The sequence below is a fragment of the Citrobacter sp. wls706 genome, from assembly GCF_005281305.1.
In the GTDB taxonomy this organism is placed as follows: Bacteria; Pseudomonadota; Gammaproteobacteria; order Enterobacterales; family Enterobacteriaceae; genus Citrobacter; species Citrobacter werkmanii.
The window spans coordinates 146,973-164,558 of sequence record NZ_SZXG01000031.1; the positions used below are offsets into that span (position 1 = coordinate 146,973).

Genomic DNA, 17,586 nt, shown 5'->3' on the forward strand with positions numbered 1-17,586 from the left:
TTATTATGCCTAATTTTTCACTTCCTTTAAGTCAATCGCCCGACAAGCTGCTTACAGTTCCCTTTAGCGCCGCCACGGACTTCACCGTCCTTGCCAGCCACTGCGAAAACTTCGCCGAAACAATGATTGAAAGCAACGATCCCACACTGAAAATGGCGCTATGCGGCAGGCTCAATGCCTGTCTGACGCTGTTACAACACACGTTGTTAGAGCCAGTCCCGCCCCATCTTATTGAAAGCCTGACCGTTGACACCCTCCCTGCAAATTCCCCCCGTTTCGAGCCTGAATGCACAGAGCTTTGTCGCTACTGTCTCTCCCTGACGCAGATGCTGGCAGGGCAAGGCTTTTACTCTGAAATGGAGAAACACCTTAGCTGCTTGCTGTATGAACTGATCAACTATTTCGCTGCGGAAATGAAAGCGCCGCGCTGGCTCCGCACTGCCGATGGCGTGAAGTTTATCGACGAGGTGGCCGCATGATGCTACAGGACTGGCATTCTGCCGACATTATTGCGGCGCTGAAAAAGCGGGGAATGTCGCTGGCGGCGGTTTCCCGTAATGCCGGGCTGGCGTCCTCCACGCTGGCTAATGCGCTTACCCGCCACTGGCCCAAAGGCGAAAGATTGATTGCTGAAGCGTTAGATGTTGCGCCTGAGGACATCTGGCCATCGCGCTACAGTAAATCAGAATATCGATAAGGTAAACAGATCCTCCCGATCTTCTGCCTGCCCTTGCGGGTGGGAGATCGAGAGAACGCCAGTGACGCGCGGCAACTCAGCATCTAATCAAATCAACGGAAAATGTTTTTCAGGCAAAAACAGTTTCCTCTTTCTGCGCCAGTAGCATTCGTATAATTTCCCCCATGCAACGAATGGCCCTCCGGGCTGCCCTTACGCTTCATGACCTGCAAGAAGCGGCCTGATTTCAGGCTGGTCGTCCCGTTACCGACAATACCTTTGAAAATGTCGGACTGCTTTGCAGTTAAGGTCACTCTTCACACTGCGTTAATACCTGAACTGGTTTTTCGGTACAGGTCGTAAAACGGTGAATGTCTTGCATGTTATTCACTGAAATACCCGAATGCGTCTTCATCTTTGAAGTAATGACGCATGAATCCTTCATCCCATCACTTCATAATCCGCTTTATAGCTTTACATCTATATAGCATTTAACCTATATTAATTGGGAGGTCCCGTGTGGACAATTAAAACAACGGATACGTTTGATCGCTGGTTTGCCTCGCTCAACGATACCGACAGGGTCAGCGTGCTTGCAGCACTGCTGGTCCTGCGAGAAAAGGGGCCGGGTTTGTCCAGACCTTATGCCGATACGGTCAGAGGTTCCCGTTACAGCAACATGAAAGAGCTACGTATTCAGAGTCGGGGCGAGCCGATACGGGCGTTTTTCGCTTTTGACCCAACCCGTACCGGCATTGTGCTTTGTGCCGGAAATAAGGTCGGCAATGAAAAACGTTTTTACGATGAGATGCTCCCTGTTGCTGACAGGGAATTCACGAACTGGCTGAACACATTAAAAGAGAAGGAGTAACGCGATGGGCAGAACGCTGGAACAGCTTATTGCGGATGAGAAACCTGAAGTCGTGGCCGAAGCTCAGGCGATGGCGACGGACATCCTGCTCAACATTCACCTTGCTGAACTGCGTGAGAAAGTACAGAAAACGCAGGTGGAGATGGCACAGGCGCTGGGCATCAGGCAACCTACCGTTGCAGGAATGGAAAAGCTAGGGCGCGATCTGAAGCTTTCCACTCTCAAACGCTACGTTGAAGCGACTGGCGGTAAGCTACGTCTTGATGTTGAACTGCCGGATGGTTCTCACTACGGATTTGTACTGTAAACACTGACGCTCCCTTAACCGGAGCGTCAACCCCTTCATGACGGGCTGCGGCCTGCATTGCCGTCAGGCATTTGTTGCCGCGTGACCGTAAAACTGCACCAGACGATAAATTTTCAGACGCTGCACCAGTCCAGTGCGTCACTTTAACCGCGCAAAGCGGGAAAGTGACGCACGCAGTCCTTTCGACCTGCACCAGACAACTCAACTGTGCCAGCTCATGGCTGGATTCTGACACTGCCTTTTCAGGCCATTTTCCCCATAAGGAGAACATGAACCGATACCGAGGCGGATCTGGACGATCCGGGGGATAACCCGCACAAGCGGGCGGCTGCTCAGAGAGCATAACCGAAGCCCCACCACACCTCAACGGCTGCCGCCCCGGCGCTCAGGTATCGTTCGCAGCCCCGACAAAAAAACAGGGGCTATTGGCCTGTGCGCCGGGGAAAGCGGTATCAGTTTTGGATTTTTGGGGAATGAGTTTGCGGCATTCATGAAAAGGGGAATGTATGGGAATATTGGAACAGGAAATGAAGCGACTGGCGCAGCAGGCGGGCGGCAGCCATAAGACCGTTCACGACCGCATTAAGCTGGCGCAGCGGTTTTGTGAGCGCCTGGTACTGGCGCAGAATGTGCAGATCCGCCGTGTGGAGCAGCTTAAGGCGCGGCACATTGAGGGCTATGTCCGTGAACGGCTGGTGCAGGGCATCACGAAGCGTTCCCTGCAAAACGAGATGGCGGCGGTGCGCTGCATTCTGAAACAGGCCGGGCGTGACAGGCTGGCGCAGAGTGAGCGGCTGAATAACCGCTCGCTGGGGTTGTCCGGCGCATCCCGTAACGGTACAAAGCTGGCTATCACGCCGGAGCACTATCGTGATGTGCTGGAGACAGCCCGCGTAAAAGATCCGGGGATGGCGGCAGCGCTGGAACTCTCAAGACTGATGGGGCTGCGTTCGCAGGAGGTGGTGCAGAGCGTGCAGTCGCTGAAAACGTGGCGGCAGGCGCTGGAGCGCGGTGATACCCGTTTAGCCGTGGTTTTCGGCACCAAAGGCGGACGGCCCCGCGAGACGATTATTCTTGATACTGTCGCTGTCAGAAAAGCGCTGGATAACGCGCTGGCTGTGGCAGAAGATCGACACGGCAGGCTGATAGATAAGCCGGATCTGAAAAGCGCGATGAAATACTGGCACAGTCAGGCGTCACGTCTCGGCTTAACGGGCGCATATTCCCCGCACTCGTTGCGCTATGCGTGGGCGCAGGATGCGATCCGTCATTATCTGGCGCAGGGATTTTGTGAGAAAGAAGCGCTGGCAATGACAGCGATGGATTTGGGGCACGGCGACGGGCGCGGGCGGTATGTAGCGCAGGTTTACGGGCGAAAGGATACTGACTGATAGTCGTTGCCTTGAAAAATTGAGTTATCCATCGGTTTTCGTACAAAATTATTTGCCTCAAATAATTTTGGGTGATTTCCTATTAATCTTGAGGGGATTAATCGGTTTTCGTACAAAAAATTTTGGGGGCAAAATTTTTTGTATACTTTCCTATCAATACTGATAAGAACAATAATAATCGACTATTAAACTCATGGCTATTCATGATAAATCAAGTAGTTATATTTTGATAATCGATTTTTGATAGCCATCACATTATAAAATACCCCTTATTCATCGTTATCCACCGAAAAAATTTCTACGTAGAAATTTTTTGTACGGTTTCCTCTTAATAATGGTGCTTACGAACGGTAAAGCCTATTAACAGGTTTATGGTGCAGCATTACGGTATTTTTCTGATGATTGTGCCAGCAAAAGGAAAAGGCCAGATAAAGGTAAAGGGTGGCTAAGGGTAACAGCGCCAGACCGGAAAAGGCCAAAGGGCTGAAAGGGCCTTAGCTGGCGCAATTCAATGTTTATCCGATGGTATCTGGCACAGATAAAAATTTTCAATACAAAAAAGCAGTCCCTGAATAGCCGGAAACTGCTTTTTCATTTTTAACAAATTATACTGCTACTGGCTCAGGCTGCCTTATGCCGCCGCGCATAAATATACGGCGCGACGTACCCCTCGCGGCTCACATCGAGATAATCCGACCACCACTGCATCATGTCCTTGCGTGCATCAAGATGTTCGGCGCGGTGGATATATGCCGCCCGCACGCTGTTACGCTCCTGATGGCTCATCTGCCTCTCCACGGCATCCCGCGACCAGAGTTCAGATTCCACCAGTGCGCTACAGGCCATTGTACGGAAGCCATGCCCGCAAACGTCGGTTTTAGTATCGTAAGCCATCAGGCGCAAGGCCCGGTTGATGGTATTTTCGCTCATCGGCTTATACGGGTTATGGTCGCCGGGGAACACCAGTTCCAGATGCCCGGAGATTTCCTTTATCTGCTTCAGAATGGCGATAGCCTGACGAGAAAGCGGCACTATATGTGGAGTACGCATTTTTGCGCCACGGCCAGAGAAACGGACTTTCTCAATCGTTTCCCTTGTAGCGGGAATGGTCCAGATTTTGTTTCTGAAATCAATCTCGCTCCAGCGGGCGAAGCGCAGTTCACTGGAACGGATGAACAGATGCAGAGTCAGCACTACCGCCAGCCTCGTAAGCTGCCGTCCCTGCTGGTAGTCGCCAATGCGCTCAAACAATTCGGGCAACCGCTCCAGCGGCAGGGCGGGATAGTGCTTTTTTACCGGCTGCGCGGTGACGCCTTCCAGATGCAGCGCCGGGTTGCTTTCGGTCAGCCCCTGCTGCACGGCGTAGCGCATGATGTTGCAGAGTTGCTGCCGGGTTCGGGACGCGACTTCCAGAAAGCCTTTATCCTCGATAACTTTCAGTAACGCCGTGAAATGCTGAGTTTTCAGCATCGTGACGGGCAGATGACCGATTGCCGGGAAGATATGGTTTTTCATGCTGGCAAGAATGCGCTCTGCATAGTCAGCCGACCATTTTTTATTGGTTTTGTGCCATGCCACCGCAACGGCCTCAAAGCATTTTTCCGGTGACGCGGCGGCTTTTTCAGTCATGCGTTGTTGTGCTGGATTGATATTCTGCGCCAGTAGTTTACGGATACCGTCGCGCTGTTGGCGGGCGTCGGAAAGCGAGACCTGCGGATAGGCACCTAAGGCAATTCGGGATTCTTTTCGGTTGAAGCGATATTTGAGATACCAGAGGCGTGAACCACCCGGATTGACAAGCAGATACAGACCCTGAGAATCGGTCAGTTTAAAGGGTTTATCAGAAGACTTGATACTGCGGATTTTCGCATCGGACAGGGACATATGGTGGTCACTCCATTATCGAACTGAAATGACCCCAAATCAGACCACCAATTTCGCCGGATGCGCAGGGAAAACCAGATACGCATCGGGAAAGATTTTCACGCTAACTTATTGAAGTCTAAGTTAATAAGGACTTATAAGCACGCCTGAAAACAAGAATTTGGCTCCTCTGACTGGACTCGAACCAGTGACATACGGATTAACAGTCCGCCGTTCTACCGACTGAACTACAGAGGAATCGTGTGAACGAGGCGCATATTAGCGACACCACTCAGTGATGTCAAAGCCTGAATCGATAAATTCAATCGTTTGCCGAAATATTCCCCATTTCGCCGATTATTCAGGCGCAACAGGTTGTTTTATGCACTTTTCCTGTTCGGGACGCGGGTATTTCCATAGCCAGCGGCCTGTCACCATGCGCCAGTAAAATAATACGGCGCGTACGGCCCAGTCGAAGAACATCCCTAACCAGACGCCGACTACGCCCCATCCTAAAACGATCCCCAGGGTGTAACCTACCACAACGCGACAGCCCCACATGCCCAGCATAGATACCCACATTGCAAAACGGGCATCGCGTGCGCCTTTAAACCCAGCAGGTAATACCCAGGAGGCTGCCCATATCGGCATAAATGCCGCATTGAGCCAAATCAGAATGACTATGACCTCTTTTACGTCCTGATCCTGGGTATAAAACGAGGCCATTACACCAGCAAAAGGGGCGGTAAGCCAGGCAATGGCAGTTAAACCGATGGTCGACAGCCAGAATACATGCCGTAACTGGATTTCGGCTTGGGCAATCTGGCCGTTTCCCAAACGCCTGCCGGTGATGATTGTCGACGCAGAGCCTAAAGCGTTCCCCGGTAGGTTAATGAGCGCGGCGATAGAAAAGGCAATGAAGTTTCCGGCAATTACGCTGGTGCCCATGCCTGAGACAAACATCTGCGTTAACAGTTTACCGCCATTAAACAGCACTGACTCGATGCTGGCTGGAATACCGATCCCCATCACCTCCCAGATAATGGCGAGGTTGAGTGGCTTAAAATAACTTTTGAAAGTGATACGTAACGCCGGATTAAAACCAATCATCAGTACCCAAATAATGGCGATCGCACCTATGTAGCGTGAAATGGTTAGTCCGAGTCCGGCCCCCACGAATCCCAGTCCTTGCCAGGAAAATACGCCGTAGATCAGGATGCTACTGATAATGATATTCAAAATGTTCATACCACCGTTGATCAACAGCGGTATTTTTGTATTACCCGCACCGCGTAGGGCACCACTACCGATTAGCGCAATGGCTGCTGCCGGGTAGCTGAGCACCGTCAGCTCCAGGTAGGTGAGTGCCAGAGCTTTTACATCGGGCGTCGCTTCACCTGCGACAACGTCAATAATTTGTTCACCAAAATAGTGAATGACCGCTGCCAGCACGGTAGCAAAAATCGTCATAATCACCAGCGATTGCCGGGCAGCAGCTCTGGCCCGGCGACGATCTCGTTTTCCCAGGCTAAAAGCCACAACCACCGTGGTACCCAGATCGATAGCGGCGAAAAATGCCATGATGACCATGTTGAAACTGTCGGCGAGTCCAACACCTGCCATCGCCTCTTTTCCCAACCAGCTTACCAGGAAAGTACTCAGGACACCCATCAATAGCACGCAGGTGTTTTCCAGAAAAATAGGCACGGCAAGCGGAGTGATTTCGCGCCAGAAGAGAACCTTATAACTCTTGCGTTTGGCATACCAGGGCGTGCGAGATGCGACCTGGCGTAAGGCTGCGGAGACGTTCAAAGTGGACCTTAAAGAAGAAAGTTGAAACCTCATTTCAAATGATGAGGGAGAATCCAAAAAGCTGCAAAGTTTTTTCCATTTAAAATGTCTGCAAATGCAACAAACTGTCGAGAGAAGCATCAATTGAGCGTTATTCAGGAAAATGGGGTTTGACAAAAAAAATTTCGCCGCTAAGATTAGCCTCCACAACGATTCCTCTGTAGTTCAGTCGGTAGAACGGCGGACTGTTAATCCGTATGTCACTGGTTCGAGTCCAGTCAGAGGAGCCAAATTTAAAAACCCGCTTAAGGAAACTTAAGCGGGTTTTTTGCTTTTGTTTTTGCTGCCAGGCGCAGTTACCTGGCAAGCTGCTTTTTGAGTTGAGCTATACAGTGTTGTTTTTCCACACTGAGTACCGGTGATTAGCACGCCAGTTGATTGCTCCATGTAATCCTCCTCTATGGGAGTATCATCGAGATTCTCTATAACCACTAACATTCCATACGCATACAGATGATACAGCACATATGAAATGTTGTTTCAGTACTATGCTTAAGCAATAGCGTAGGGAAATGGTTATAAGAGCGGCGCTGACCAGGGTTTTTGCTTAAAAAATCGAGGGTTAAAGTTGAAAGAGCGTGAGTAACTCGCTCATACTCTATACTCGCAGTGTTACCCGGCGTAGCATGGCATAACGCTTGGGCTGTTAATGAAAAAGGAAAACGTCGTGGCAGAAGAAACTATATTCAGCAAAATTATCCGTCGTGAAATTCCGTCGGATATCGTGTACCAGGATGAACTGGTCACTGCGTTTCGTGATATTTCCCCTCAGGCACCTACGCATATTCTGATCATCCCTAATATCCTGATCCCCACCGTCAACGATGTGACGGCAGAACATGAGCATGCGCTGGGCCGAATGATTACCGTTGCGGCGAAAATCGCGGAGCAGGAAGGCATTGCTGCGGATGGATACCGTTTAATCATGAATACCAACCGTCACGGTGGCCAGGAGGTGTATCACATTCATATGCACCTGTTGGGGGGACGTGCGCTTGGTCCGATGCTCGCACATAAAGGTCTTTAAGCATGACCAGAGGATGCATTGCACTTTCACTGGGCTTGCTGTTGCTGGCAGGCTGTCGCTCACACCCTGAAATTCCGGTCAGTGATGAACAGTCTCTGGTGATGGAGTCAGCTATTCTGGCGGCGGGCATAACCGCAGAACAGCCCGTGTTAACAACGTCTGATATTCAGGCTTCAGCATCCTCGCGACTCTATAACGAAAGACAAGAATCCGTCACCGTGCATTATCGGTTTTATTGGTATGACGCCAGAGGGTTGGAGATGCACCCTCTGGAAGCGCCACGCAGCGTGACTATCCCGGCTCATTCGTCGGTAACACTGTACGGCAGCGCCAATTATCTGGGTGCGCACAAGGTTAGACTTTATCTATATTTGTAAGGGGTGAATCTTGATGATCAAAATGAATCGCTACGCATTGCTTGCCGCGCTGGCGATGTTTCTCTCTGGTTGTGTGGCTCAACGTGAACCTGCGCCGGTAGAGGAAGTGAAGCCGGTACCGGAACAGCCAGCGCAGCCGCAACAGCCGGTACCGGTGGTACCAACGGTGCCAGGTATACCGCAGCAGCCGGGTCCGATCGAACACGAGGATCAAACGGCGCAGCCAACACCGCGCCAACGTCACTACGACTGGAACAGCGCAATGCAGCCGATGGTGGGTAAAATGCTGCAGGCCGATGGCGTCAAAGCGGGTGGTGTTCTGCTGGTTGATAGTGTGAATAACCGTACCAACGGTTCGTTGAACGCTGGCGAAGCGACTGAAACCTTACGTAACGCGCTGGCGAATAACGGCAAATTTACCCTGGTTTCCGCCCAGCAACTGGCTGTCGCCAAGCAGCAGTTAGGTCTGTCGCCGAACGATAGCCTGGGAACGCGCAGCAAAGCGATTGGTATTGCCCGTAACGTTGGTGCGCAGTATGTGCTCTATTCCAGCGCATCTGGCAACGTCAATTCGCCGGCGCTGCAAATGCAATTAATGCTGGTACAAACTGGCGAGATAATCTGGTCAGGTAAAGGTGCTGTTCAGCAACAATAACAGATTGACGCGCGATGAAGTTATGTCGCGCTACTTTCCGCAGTATCATCCCGTCGTAGCCAGCCAGAGCGGCTTGAGCGGCGGGAGCTGCATTATCGAACATCAGACCCACCGCTTAGTGCTGCGCTGCCATCACGACCCCGACGCGCCGGAATCGCATTTTCTGCGCCAATATCATGCGTTAAAACACCTACCGGAAAATCTTGCGCCCCGACCTCGTTTTTATACGCGTGGGTGGATGGCAGTCGACTTTTTTCACGGTAAGGTAGAATCCAGATTACCGGACGCCGACGAACTTGCTGACTTATTGTATTATCTGCATCAGCAACCTCGGCTGGGCTGGCGAATCAGCCTGCTGCCGTTACTTGAACAGTACTGGCAGTGTGGTGATCCGGCGCGTCGTACACCACATTGGTTACGAGCGTTAAAGCGGCTAAGAAAAAGCGGCGAGCCCCGCCCTTTGCGGCTGGGGCCGCTACATATGGATGTCCACGGTGACAACATCGTACGCGCACCGTCAGGGTTGCGGCTGATTGACTGGGAATATGCCGGAGACGGCGATATCGCCCTCGAGCTGGCGGCGGTGTGGGTCAGTGATGAGCTCCAGCACCAACAGCTAGTCAGCGCCTATGCCCGACGAGCGTGCATTGAGCCAACCGTTTTGTGGCGACAGGTCAGGCGATGGCGACCCTGGGTAATCATGCTAAAAGCAGGGTGGTTTGAGTATCGCTGGCGACAAACCGGCGATCAACAATTTATCAGGCTGGCCGATGAAACCTGGCGGCAGCTAACAATGAAAGGATGAGGAGAGTAGTGTGGGCCCAGTAATGTTGGATGTCGAAGGGTATGAGCTGGACGCTGAAGAGCGTGAGATTCTGGCGCATCCGCTGGTAGGTGGGTTGATTCTCTTTACCCGAAATTATCATGACCCGGAACAGTTGCGTGAGTTAGTGCGTCAGATCCGTAGCGCGTCACGTAATCATTTGGTCGTGGCGGTTGATCAGGAAGGCGGACGCGTGCAGCGTTTTCGCGAAGGTTTTACCCGCCTGCCTGCGGCCCAATCTTTTGCCGCGCTACACGGTCTGGAAGAGGGCGGCAAACTGGCTCAGGACGCCGGGTGGCTGATGGCCAGCGAAATGATCGCCATGGATATTGATATTAGCTTTGCACCGGTTCTGGACGTGGGACATATCAGCGCAGCGATTGGCGAGCGCTCTTACCATGCCGATCCGCTGAAAGCATTGGCGATGGCGACCCGTTTTATTGACGGTATGCATGCCGCTGGCATGAAGACCACCGGTAAACACTTCCCCGGGCATGGGGCGGTGACGGCGGATTCGCACAAAGAAACGCCAACCGATCCACGCGCAGAAGCTGAGATTCGTGCGAAAGATATGTCCGTGTTCCGGACGTTAATTACAGAAAACAAACTCGATGCCATTATGCCTGCGCACGTTATCTACAGCGACGTGGATCCGCGTCCGGCGAGTGGTTCGCCTCACTGGTTGAAGACGGTACTGCGTCAGGAGCTTGGCTTCGACGGCGTTATTTTCTCTGACGATTTGTCGATGGAAGGTGCGGCGATTATGGGAAGCTACGCCGAGCGTGGGCAGGCATCGCTGGATGCTGGTTGCGATATGATCCTGGTCTGCAATAATCGTAAGGGAGCGGTCAGTGTGTTAGATAATCTGTCGCCGATCAATGCAGAACGTGTTACACGTTTGTATCATAAAGGTTCATTTTCACGTCAGGAACTGATGGACACGACACGCTGGAAGACGGTAAGCGCCCAGCTCAACCAGCTTCATGAGCGCTGGCAGGAAGAGAAAGCAGGTCATTAACGCACGTTTGGCGAGGATGCGATGATTATCTATTTACACGGTTTTGACTCTAATAGTCCGGGCAACCACGAGAAGGTGTTGCAGCTGCAATTTATCGACCCGGATGTCAGGCTGATTAGCTACAGTACGCGGCATCCTAAACATGATATGCAGCATCTGCTGAAAGAAGTGGACAAAATGCTGCAGCTTAATGTGGACGACCGTCCGCTGATTTGTGGCGTCGGGCTGGGGGGATACTGGGCAGAACGCATTGGTTTCCTGTGTGATATTCGTCAGGTGGTATTTAATCCTAACCTGTTCCCGTATGAGAATATGGAAGGGAAAATCGACAGACCTGAAGAGTATGCTGACATTGCGACAAAATGCGTGACCAATTTTCGTGAAAAGAACCGCGATCGCTGCCTGGTGATCCTCTCTCGCCATGATGAAGCACTGAACAGTCAGCGCTCGTCAGAAGAGCTGCATCACTTTTATGAGATCGTCTGGGACGAAGAGCAGACGCATAAGTTTAAAAATATCTCTCCGCATTTGCAGCGCATTAAGGCGTTCAAGACGTTAGGTTAAGCCTGATGAGTGTCTAAAAAACCAGCTTTCGGGCTGGTTTTTTTGTCTTTAACCTTCGGGTTGTCTATCTTTTCAGCATCAAAACTTGATGCACATCAATTTTGGTATGACCAATGCACCGTTCGTGTTATTCTCACTCTCGAAGGACATTTTCATTATCGTAACTTGTTGTTAATTAAAGGCTATGTTAATAACTTTTAATTAACAATTGGTTAATAAATTTGAGGGGGTCACGTTGACTACACCATTGAAAAGGATCGTGATTGTCGGCGGCGGTGCTGGCGGACTGGAAATGGCGACGCAGCTGGGTAAAAAGCTGGGGCGTAAGAAAAAAGCCAAAATTACGCTGGTGGACAGAAACCACAGCCATTTATGGAAACCGTTACTGCATGAAGTGGCGACTGGTTCTCTGGATGAAGGTGTGGATGCGCTGAGCTATCTGGCGCATGCCCGTAACCATGGTTTCCAGTTCCAGTTGGGCTCGGTGGTTGATATCGACCGCGAAGCGAAAACCATTACTCTTGCTGAGCTGCGCGACGAGAAGGGCGATCTGCTGGTTCCCGAGCGTAAAGTACCGTATGACACGCTGGTGATGGCGCTGGGCAGTACGTCCAACGATTTCAACACGCCGGGCGTCAAAGAGAACTGTATTTTCCTTGATAACCCGCATCAGGCGCGTCGTTTCCACCAGGAGATGCTGAATCTGTTCCTCAAGTATTCCGCGAATCTGGGCGCTAACGGTAAAGTGAATATTGCCATTGTCGGCGGCGGCGCAACGGGGGTTGAACTCTCCGCGGAACTGCACAATGCGGTCAAACAGCTGCACAGCTATGGCTATAAAGGACTGACCAATGACGCGCTGAACGTCACATTGGTTGAAGCTGGTGAGCGTATCCTGCCGGCATTGCCGCCGCGGATTTCCAGCGCCGCGCACAATGAGTTAACCAAACTGGGCGTACGTGTACTGACGCAGACGATGGTTACCAGCGCTGACGAAGGCGGGTTGCATACCAAAGATGGCGAATACATTGAGGCCGACCTGATGGTGTGGGCCGCAGGGATCAAAGCGCCAGACTTTATGAAGGATATTGGCGGTCTGGAAACGAACCGCATTAACCAACTGGTGGTTGAGCCGACGCTGCAAAGCACTCGCGATCCTGACGTGTATGCGATTGGCGACTGCGCTTCCTGCGCGCGTCCGGAAGGTGGTTTTGTGCCGCCGCGCGCTCAGGCTGCGCACCAGATGGCGACCTGCGCGATGAACAATATTCTGGCGCAGATGAACGGCAAGCCGTTGAAAGCGTATCAGTACAAAGATCACGGTTCTCTGGTCTCGCTTTCTAACTTCTCTACCGTCGGTAGCCTGATGGGCAACCTGACGCGCGGTTCAATGATGGTAGAAGGCCGTATTGCGCGCTTTGTCTACATCTCACTGTATCGTATGCATCAGATTGCGCTGCATGGTTACTTCAAAACCGGCCTGATGATGCTGGTCGGCAGTATTAACCGGGTGATTCGCCCGCGTCTGAAGCTGCATTAATATTGACCTCTGGCGTCGGACGCTTTCACGCATCCGACGCCTTCCTTCAGAGTTCTCTGAATCATCTCGCTTTATCCCTTCCTTCCGCTATTTTCATCCGTAATCTGATTGGCATTCCTTACCTTCTGTTGCAAAGTTGTTGCTAATAGCAAAAAAGGAGGAAGTCCCGTGAATAAATCAATGTTGGCGGGTATAGGGATTGGCGTAGCTGCTGCGCTGGGTGTTGCAGCGGTGGCCAGTCTTAACGTTTTCGAGCGTGGCCCACAGTATGCGCAAGTTGTCTCTGCAACACCGATTAAAGAGTCGGTAAAAACGCCACGTCAGGAGTGTCGGAACGTGACGGTCACGCACCGCAAGCCGGTGCAAGATGAAAACCGTATCGCGGGTTCTGTGCTGGGTGCCGTAGCCGGCGGTGTTATCGGCCATCAGTTTGGTGGCGGACGCGGTAAAGATATTGCCACCGTGGCGGGGGCGTTAGGCGGCGGCTATGCCGGTAACCAGATCCAGGGTTCGATGCAAGAAAACGATACGTACACCACCACGCAGCAGCGCTGTAAAACGGTGTATGACAAATCAGAAAAAATGCTGGGCTACGACGTGACGTACAAAATTGGCGATCAGCAGGGGAAAATTCGCATGGATAAGGACCCCGGCGCGCAAATTCCGTTGGATAACAACGGACAGTTGGTACTGAATAACAAAGCGTAAAATAGCATTATCCTGAACATTAGCCCCCATTCGCTCAGGCTGGGGGGCTTTTTTTATCAGAAGGTTAAGGCGTAGTTCAGACCAAAGGTACGACCCCGGCCCTTGTATTCATACAGTGACGGGCTACCATAAGTTGGGCTGTACAGCAGTGGCGCACGTTGTCCCCATAGCGTGGTGTACTCTTCATTCAGCAGGTTTTCCACACTGAAGGTCAGCTTACCTAACGGGAGCTGGTAGCTGCCGATAAAGTCCATGGTGTTATAGCCGTCCAGCTTATTGCCGCTGGCGTCACTCAGATCAAATGTTTGCTGGCTCTGTACTCGCAGCGACCACGGTTCAGGCGCCCAGCCGACCCATGCGGTTGCTTTAGATGGCGAAGCCAGAGTGACATCCCATTTCTGCCATTTACCGTTTTGTTTCACTTCGGATTTAATGACGTTGAAGTTGCCGCCCAGACTCCAGTCGGTATCGGCGATGAAATAATCTACCGCACCTTCCAGACCATAAATCCGACGATCGTCGGGCTGTACGTTTATGGTCATATCACTGCGGTTGATAACGATCGATTTATCCGAAGTGGAGTAATAAGCGGCGAGTTGCGTGCGCAGGCTATCGCCCGTGTAACGCCATCCCAGCTCGTACGAGTTAACTTTAATCCCTTCCAGTCGTGAATCCGCAACGTTGACGCTGCGCTGAAGCTGGTAATGATCGCCAACCAGAGAATAGGTACCATTACCGTAATATTTCCCCGGGTCCGGAAGCTCCACGCCCTGAGAGAAATTAAACCAGGTTTGCTGGCGCTCAGTCAGGTGGGCGAGGATCCCGGCGTTAAACAGGAAGTTATCGTAATCGGTTTTGCCGCCCGGAATGGTATCCGCGGAGTTTGCAAGGCCCGTCGCGATGCCCTGCTGTTGCGCATAGCCAACGAAATCATCAACCCTGTTTTCGGTCCATTGATAGCGTACGCCGCCACTGAGGGTAAAGATGTCGTTTATGTCATAGCTGTTTTGCAGGAAAGGTGCGAAGTTGGTGATGCTGTAACCAGGATAACGCCCGGTAGTATAGGCGGTACGGTTGTCCATGCCGCCGGAGGGCAGAGAGTAAGCCAGATCGAAGAATTTCTGATTGGAGTCGAAGGTTTCATGATCCGCATCGATACCCCACGTCAGTTCCCAGTCATCCATCACCTGGCTGTTGAGGGTGATTTTGGCACCGAACTGGTCGGTATCCTGCTGTGAGGCGGAGAAACTGGTGACCTTACCTTTGCTGAGCGTCGGGAAAGGATAGAATTTCAGCGATTCGTCGCGGTAATAGATTTGGCTGACCAGGTTCTGACCAAAGAAATCTGCATCTGAATATTGCAGGCTGATCAGGTGACGTTCGGTGCCGGGAATACGATCGGAGTTCAGTCCGCTGCTGGTATAAGCTTTACCATTTCCGGTCACGGCGGACATGTTCTCGCCGAGATCCAGCCCGTAATCTTCATCCCCCTGGCTCTTGTAGTACTGGGTAACCAGTTGCAATTGACGGTTATCATCCAGCTCAATCGTCCCGGTGCCCATCACGTCCAGACGATCGGAATGCTGCAGGCCGGTTTGGGTGTTATCCAGCAGCAGAGCATCGTGGTTTCCATCATACCAACCGCCAAACCGTTGATATGCGACGGACATACGACCGGATGCACGATCGGTTCCTCCGCTCACCGCGGCGGCGACGCGTTCGTCATGATCGTTACTGTTATTAAACCCGCTTTTACTGCCCAGTTCGAGTTCAACTTCATGCTCAGGCTGACCTTTTTTGGTGACGATGTTGATCAAACCGCCGGTACTTCCCCCGCCATACAGGGATGTTGCGCCTGAGATGACTTCAATGTGCGCAATGTTAAACGGGTCAATGGAGTCAAGTTGACGGCTGTCGGTGCGGGAAGAATTCAGACGGACACCATCTATCAATACTACGATGGCGCGACCGCGCATGTTCATGCCGTAGTTGGTTCGTCCCTGACTGCTGACATCAATTCCGGGGATTAACTGAGCAAGAACATCCTTGAACTCTTTACCACCCTGAACTTGCTGTTCAATTTCGCTTCCTTCAATAACCCAGGTCGTTTGCGCCATTTCTGCCACGGTGCGTTGGCTACGGTTAGCGCTGACGATGAGATTCTCTTCCTCTGCCGCGATGGCCGGTAGGGTTAAGGATAATAAGAGCGGATTGAGCACCCAGAGACGCTTATGCATTTGTATTCCTTTTTAAAAAAGTCAGTCTGTTTTTGTTATTGCGGTAGAGAAACCGATAGTTACATTGGGAAACAGGAGTTAAAACAAATGCGAATATTGCTGATAATAATTGTCGTTATCAATACCTTTTTTAAAAAAGATCTGCTAATGCGATGAAAACAATAAGGAATGAAGGGGTATTGGTACAAAAAAACCGAGGGCTTTTGGCCCCCGGGGGTGTCATCTGTTCATGGAAGAGAGAGGAAAGGGTTAAGCTTTGACGAGTTCGGGCCACAGTCGCAGGGTGGTGTGTGCGATCTGCATCAGTTTTTCAAACGTTGCGCCTTCACGGGCGCTAATCGACATACCCTGTAAAATGCAGTTCAGATATTCGGCCAGCTTTTGCACGTCGCAGTGGGCCGGAATTTCGTCCCGCTGCTGGCGCTGACGAAGGAACTGGGTAAGCGTCTGTTCTTGCATCGCATGGCGTGATTTCACGGTATGGGCGATCTCGCGGGAAGAGGCCGCCAGCGTAGCGGACGTATTAATCATAAAACATCCTGCCGGAGTATCTTTACTGGTAAAGCAGGTGGCTATGGCAGTGAAATAGTCTTCCAGTGCGGACTCCAGGCTTTTTTCCTCACAAAACAGCTGGGCTTCATGTTTCGCCGCGAAGCGAGTTATATAGCGGTCCAGCACGGCACGAAACAACCCTTCCTTGTTGGTAAACTCCGCATACAGCGTGGGCGCTTTTGCACCGGTTGCTTCCACGAGATCGGCGAGCGATGTCGCTTCATATCCGTGCTGCCAGAAGAGTGTCATGGCCTTATCAAGCGCGGCTTCCCTGTCGAACACTTTTGGTCGGCCACGGCTTTTTTTTGCACAACCTGTCGTTTCAGTTGTCATGGCGCCGATGTACCTTAGTTGGGTTTATTGAATAACCATTATAAAAATATTCCCCCCCACACTCCAGCGGATTAGCGATAAAAATAATTTATAGCTATTAGCATGAAAAATAAGGTCTTTATGTTTTATATAACGATCATTATAAAAAAATGTTGACGTGTGACCTGGATCACATCTATGATTTACCTATCGATCGTTAAGTTAATCCTTACGACACCCATTCATCTGCAAAAGGTCACTATTATGAAAAACGTAAAAACTCTGTTTGTTGCTGCTGTTCTTAGCTCACTGTCATTTGCCAGCTTCGCCGCTGTTGAAGTTCAGGCCACGCCTGCAGGTCAACAGAAAGTTGGTACTATCTCTGCAAATGCGGGGACGAACTTAGGTTCTCTGGAAGATCAACTGGCGCAGAAAGCGGATGAGATGGGCGCGAAGTCTTTCCGTATTACTTCCGTTACCGGTCCTAACACCCTTCACGGGACTGCAGTAATCTACAAATAAGATTTAACCCATCGCAATGCCACTGCGAGTTAAATAAAAACCCCCGCGGAAAAAAATCCAGCGGGGGTTTTTTTATGCGTAACGTTTACATCGGTTGTTGAGCCACGTCGTGATGACGGGTGACATCGACCGGCATGCCTGAGCGGATCTCCATCGCATGTTCCATGACGGCTGGGTCCGTTTGCGCCGCGTTCTTAAAGGTCTGCATTGCGGCATTCAAAACGATTGGCAACAGTTGCGGGTCGTCATTAATCTTTTCTGACAGCGGCTGGTGTACTTCCGCCAGCCGCAT

19 protein-coding genes, 2 tRNA genes and 1 pseudogene are annotated in these 17,586 nt (G+C 51.4%); 15 read left to right on the plus strand and 7 right to left on the minus strand.

What is annotated here, in order from left to right:
- Positions 1–5: 5 nt before the first annotated feature.
- The 5 genes from FDW92_RS11275 to FDW92_RS11295 all read left to right on the plus strand — a co-directional run bounded on the left by FDW92_RS11275 (position 6) and on the right by FDW92_RS11295 (position 3,245).
- Positions 6–479 (plus strand): hypothetical protein, encoded by a 474-nt coding sequence (locus tag FDW92_RS11275; RefSeq protein WP_020898931.1) that lies wholly within the window; start codon positions 6–8, stop codon positions 477–479.
- Complete coding sequence (locus tag FDW92_RS11280; RefSeq protein ID WP_042309125.1) at positions 476–697, plus strand: helix-turn-helix transcriptional regulator; 222 nt, start codon at positions 476–478, stop codon at positions 695–697. Before FDW92_RS11275 ends, FDW92_RS11280 begins: the two co-directional genes overlap by 4 nt.
- Before the next feature lie 496 nt (positions 698–1,193).
- A complete protein-coding gene (locus FDW92_RS11285; protein WP_000269841.1) occupies positions 1,194–1,547 on the plus strand; it encodes a type II toxin-antitoxin system RelE/ParE family toxin in 354 nt (117 codons plus the stop codon).
- Between the two features lie 4 nt (positions 1,548–1,551).
- Positions 1,552–1,854, plus strand: coding sequence for a helix-turn-helix domain-containing protein (locus FDW92_RS11290; RefSeq protein WP_042309123.1), 303 nt, complete (start codon positions 1,552–1,554; stop codon positions 1,852–1,854).
- A 506-nt stretch (positions 1,855–2,360) separates the two neighbouring features.
- Positions 2,361–3,245 carry an integrase domain-containing protein gene (locus FDW92_RS11295; RefSeq protein ID WP_020898928.1) on the plus strand — a complete coding sequence of 295 codons (885 nt, stop codon included), beginning with the start codon at positions 2,361–2,363 and terminating at the stop codon, positions 3,243–3,245.
- A 621-nt stretch (positions 3,246–3,866) separates the two neighbouring features.
- On the opposite strand, the gene FDW92_RS11300 is transcribed toward FDW92_RS11295, so the two are convergent.
- The 3 genes from FDW92_RS11300 to FDW92_RS11310 all read right to left on the minus strand — a co-directional run bounded on the left by FDW92_RS11300 (position 3,867) and on the right by FDW92_RS11310 (position 6,953).
- Positions 3,867–5,129: an integrase arm-type DNA-binding domain-containing protein gene (locus FDW92_RS11300; RefSeq protein WP_042309119.1), complete on the minus strand. Its 1,263-nt coding sequence runs from the start codon at positions 5,127–5,129 to the stop codon at positions 3,867–3,869.
- A gap of 161 nt (positions 5,130–5,290) precedes the next feature.
- Positions 5,291–5,366: transfer RNA gene (locus FDW92_RS11305), tRNA-Asn, on the minus strand.
- Positions 5,367–5,465: 99 nt separating this feature from the next.
- Positions 5,466–6,953, minus strand: coding sequence for an EmmdR/YeeO family multidrug/toxin efflux MATE transporter (locus tag FDW92_RS11310; RefSeq protein WP_283205081.1), 1,488 nt, complete (start codon positions 6,951–6,953; stop codon positions 5,466–5,468).
- 160 nt (positions 6,954–7,113) lie between these two features.
- Here FDW92_RS11310 and FDW92_RS11315 point away from each other — a divergent pair.
- Positions 7,114–7,189: transfer RNA gene (locus FDW92_RS11315), tRNA-Asn, on the plus strand.
- A 25-nt stretch (positions 7,190–7,214) separates the two neighbouring features.
- Here FDW92_RS11315 and FDW92_RS23305 read toward each other — a convergent pair.
- Positions 7,215–7,346, minus strand: a complete 132-nt coding sequence (locus FDW92_RS23305) for a hypothetical protein (protein ID WP_256372627.1) — start codon at positions 7,344–7,346, stop codon at positions 7,215–7,217.
- A gap of 280 nt (positions 7,347–7,626) precedes the next feature.
- Between FDW92_RS23305 and hinT the strand changes: the two genes are divergently transcribed.
- The 8 genes from hinT to FDW92_RS11355 all read left to right on the plus strand — a co-directional run bounded on the left by hinT (position 7,627) and on the right by FDW92_RS11355 (position 13,671).
- Entirely contained in the window at positions 7,627–7,986 is a 360-nt protein-coding gene (gene hinT / locus FDW92_RS11320; protein ID WP_042309339.1) for a purine nucleoside phosphoramidase, read from the plus strand.
- Between the two features lie 2 nt (positions 7,987–7,988).
- On the plus strand, positions 7,989–8,363 hold the full coding sequence (locus tag FDW92_RS11325; protein ID WP_042309115.1) for a YcfL family protein: 375 nt from the start codon (positions 7,989–7,991) through the stop codon (positions 8,361–8,363).
- 13 nt (positions 8,364–8,376) lie between these two features.
- The gene (lpoB, locus tag FDW92_RS11330; protein WP_042309113.1) at positions 8,377–9,018 is read left to right on the plus strand and encodes a penicillin-binding protein activator LpoB; all 642 of its coding nucleotides are present in this window, start codon (positions 8,377–8,379) and stop codon (positions 9,016–9,018) included.
- Complete coding sequence (thiK, locus tag FDW92_RS11335) at positions 8,999–9,823, plus strand: thiamine kinase (RefSeq protein ID WP_042309111.1); 825 nt, start codon at positions 8,999–9,001, stop codon at positions 9,821–9,823. The genes lpoB and thiK overlap by 20 nt, the downstream gene beginning before the upstream one ends.
- Positions 9,824–9,833: 10 nt before the next feature.
- Positions 9,834–10,859, plus strand: a complete 1,026-nt coding sequence (nagZ, locus tag FDW92_RS11340; protein WP_042309109.1) for a beta-N-acetylhexosaminidase — start codon at positions 9,834–9,836, stop codon at positions 10,857–10,859.
- Positions 10,860–10,880: 21 nt separating this feature from the next.
- Positions 10,881–11,423 carry an alpha/beta hydrolase YcfP gene (gene ycfP, locus FDW92_RS11345; RefSeq protein ID WP_003030817.1) on the plus strand — a complete coding sequence of 181 codons (543 nt, stop codon included), beginning with the start codon at positions 10,881–10,883 and terminating at the stop codon, positions 11,421–11,423.
- Positions 11,424–11,658: 235 nt separating this feature from the next.
- Positions 11,659–12,963: an NADH-quinone dehydrogenase gene (gene ndh, locus FDW92_RS11350; protein ID WP_042309107.1), complete on the plus strand. Its 1,305-nt coding sequence runs from the start codon at positions 11,659–11,661 to the stop codon at positions 12,961–12,963.
- A 168-nt stretch (positions 12,964–13,131) separates the two neighbouring features.
- Positions 13,132–13,671, plus strand: a complete 540-nt coding sequence (locus FDW92_RS11355) for a glycine zipper 2TM domain-containing protein (protein WP_003030814.1) — start codon at positions 13,132–13,134, stop codon at positions 13,669–13,671.
- 56 nt (positions 13,672–13,727) lie between these two features.
- Here FDW92_RS11355 and FDW92_RS11360 read toward each other — a convergent pair whose 3' ends face one another.
- Positions 13,728–15,908 carry a TonB-dependent siderophore receptor gene (locus FDW92_RS11360; protein WP_042309105.1) on the minus strand — a complete coding sequence of 727 codons (2,181 nt, stop codon included), beginning with the start codon at positions 15,906–15,908 and terminating at the stop codon, positions 13,728–13,730.
- Between the two features lie 249 nt (positions 15,909–16,157).
- Complete coding sequence (comR, locus tag FDW92_RS11365; RefSeq protein WP_042309103.1) at positions 16,158–16,793, minus strand: TetR family copper-responsive transcriptional repressor ComR; 636 nt, start codon at positions 16,791–16,793, stop codon at positions 16,158–16,160.
- Between the two features lie 243 nt (positions 16,794–17,036).
- Between comR and bhsA the strand changes: the two genes are divergently transcribed.
- Entirely contained in the window at positions 17,037–17,294 is a 258-nt protein-coding gene (gene bhsA, locus FDW92_RS11370; protein ID WP_029139491.1) for a multiple stress resistance protein BhsA, read from the plus strand.
- Positions 17,295–17,379: 85 nt separating this feature from the next.
- Here the strand turns inward: bhsA and FDW92_RS23235 are convergent.
- Positions 17,380–17,586 (minus strand): annotated as a pseudogene (locus tag FDW92_RS23235) (L,D-transpeptidase); the annotation flags it as partial.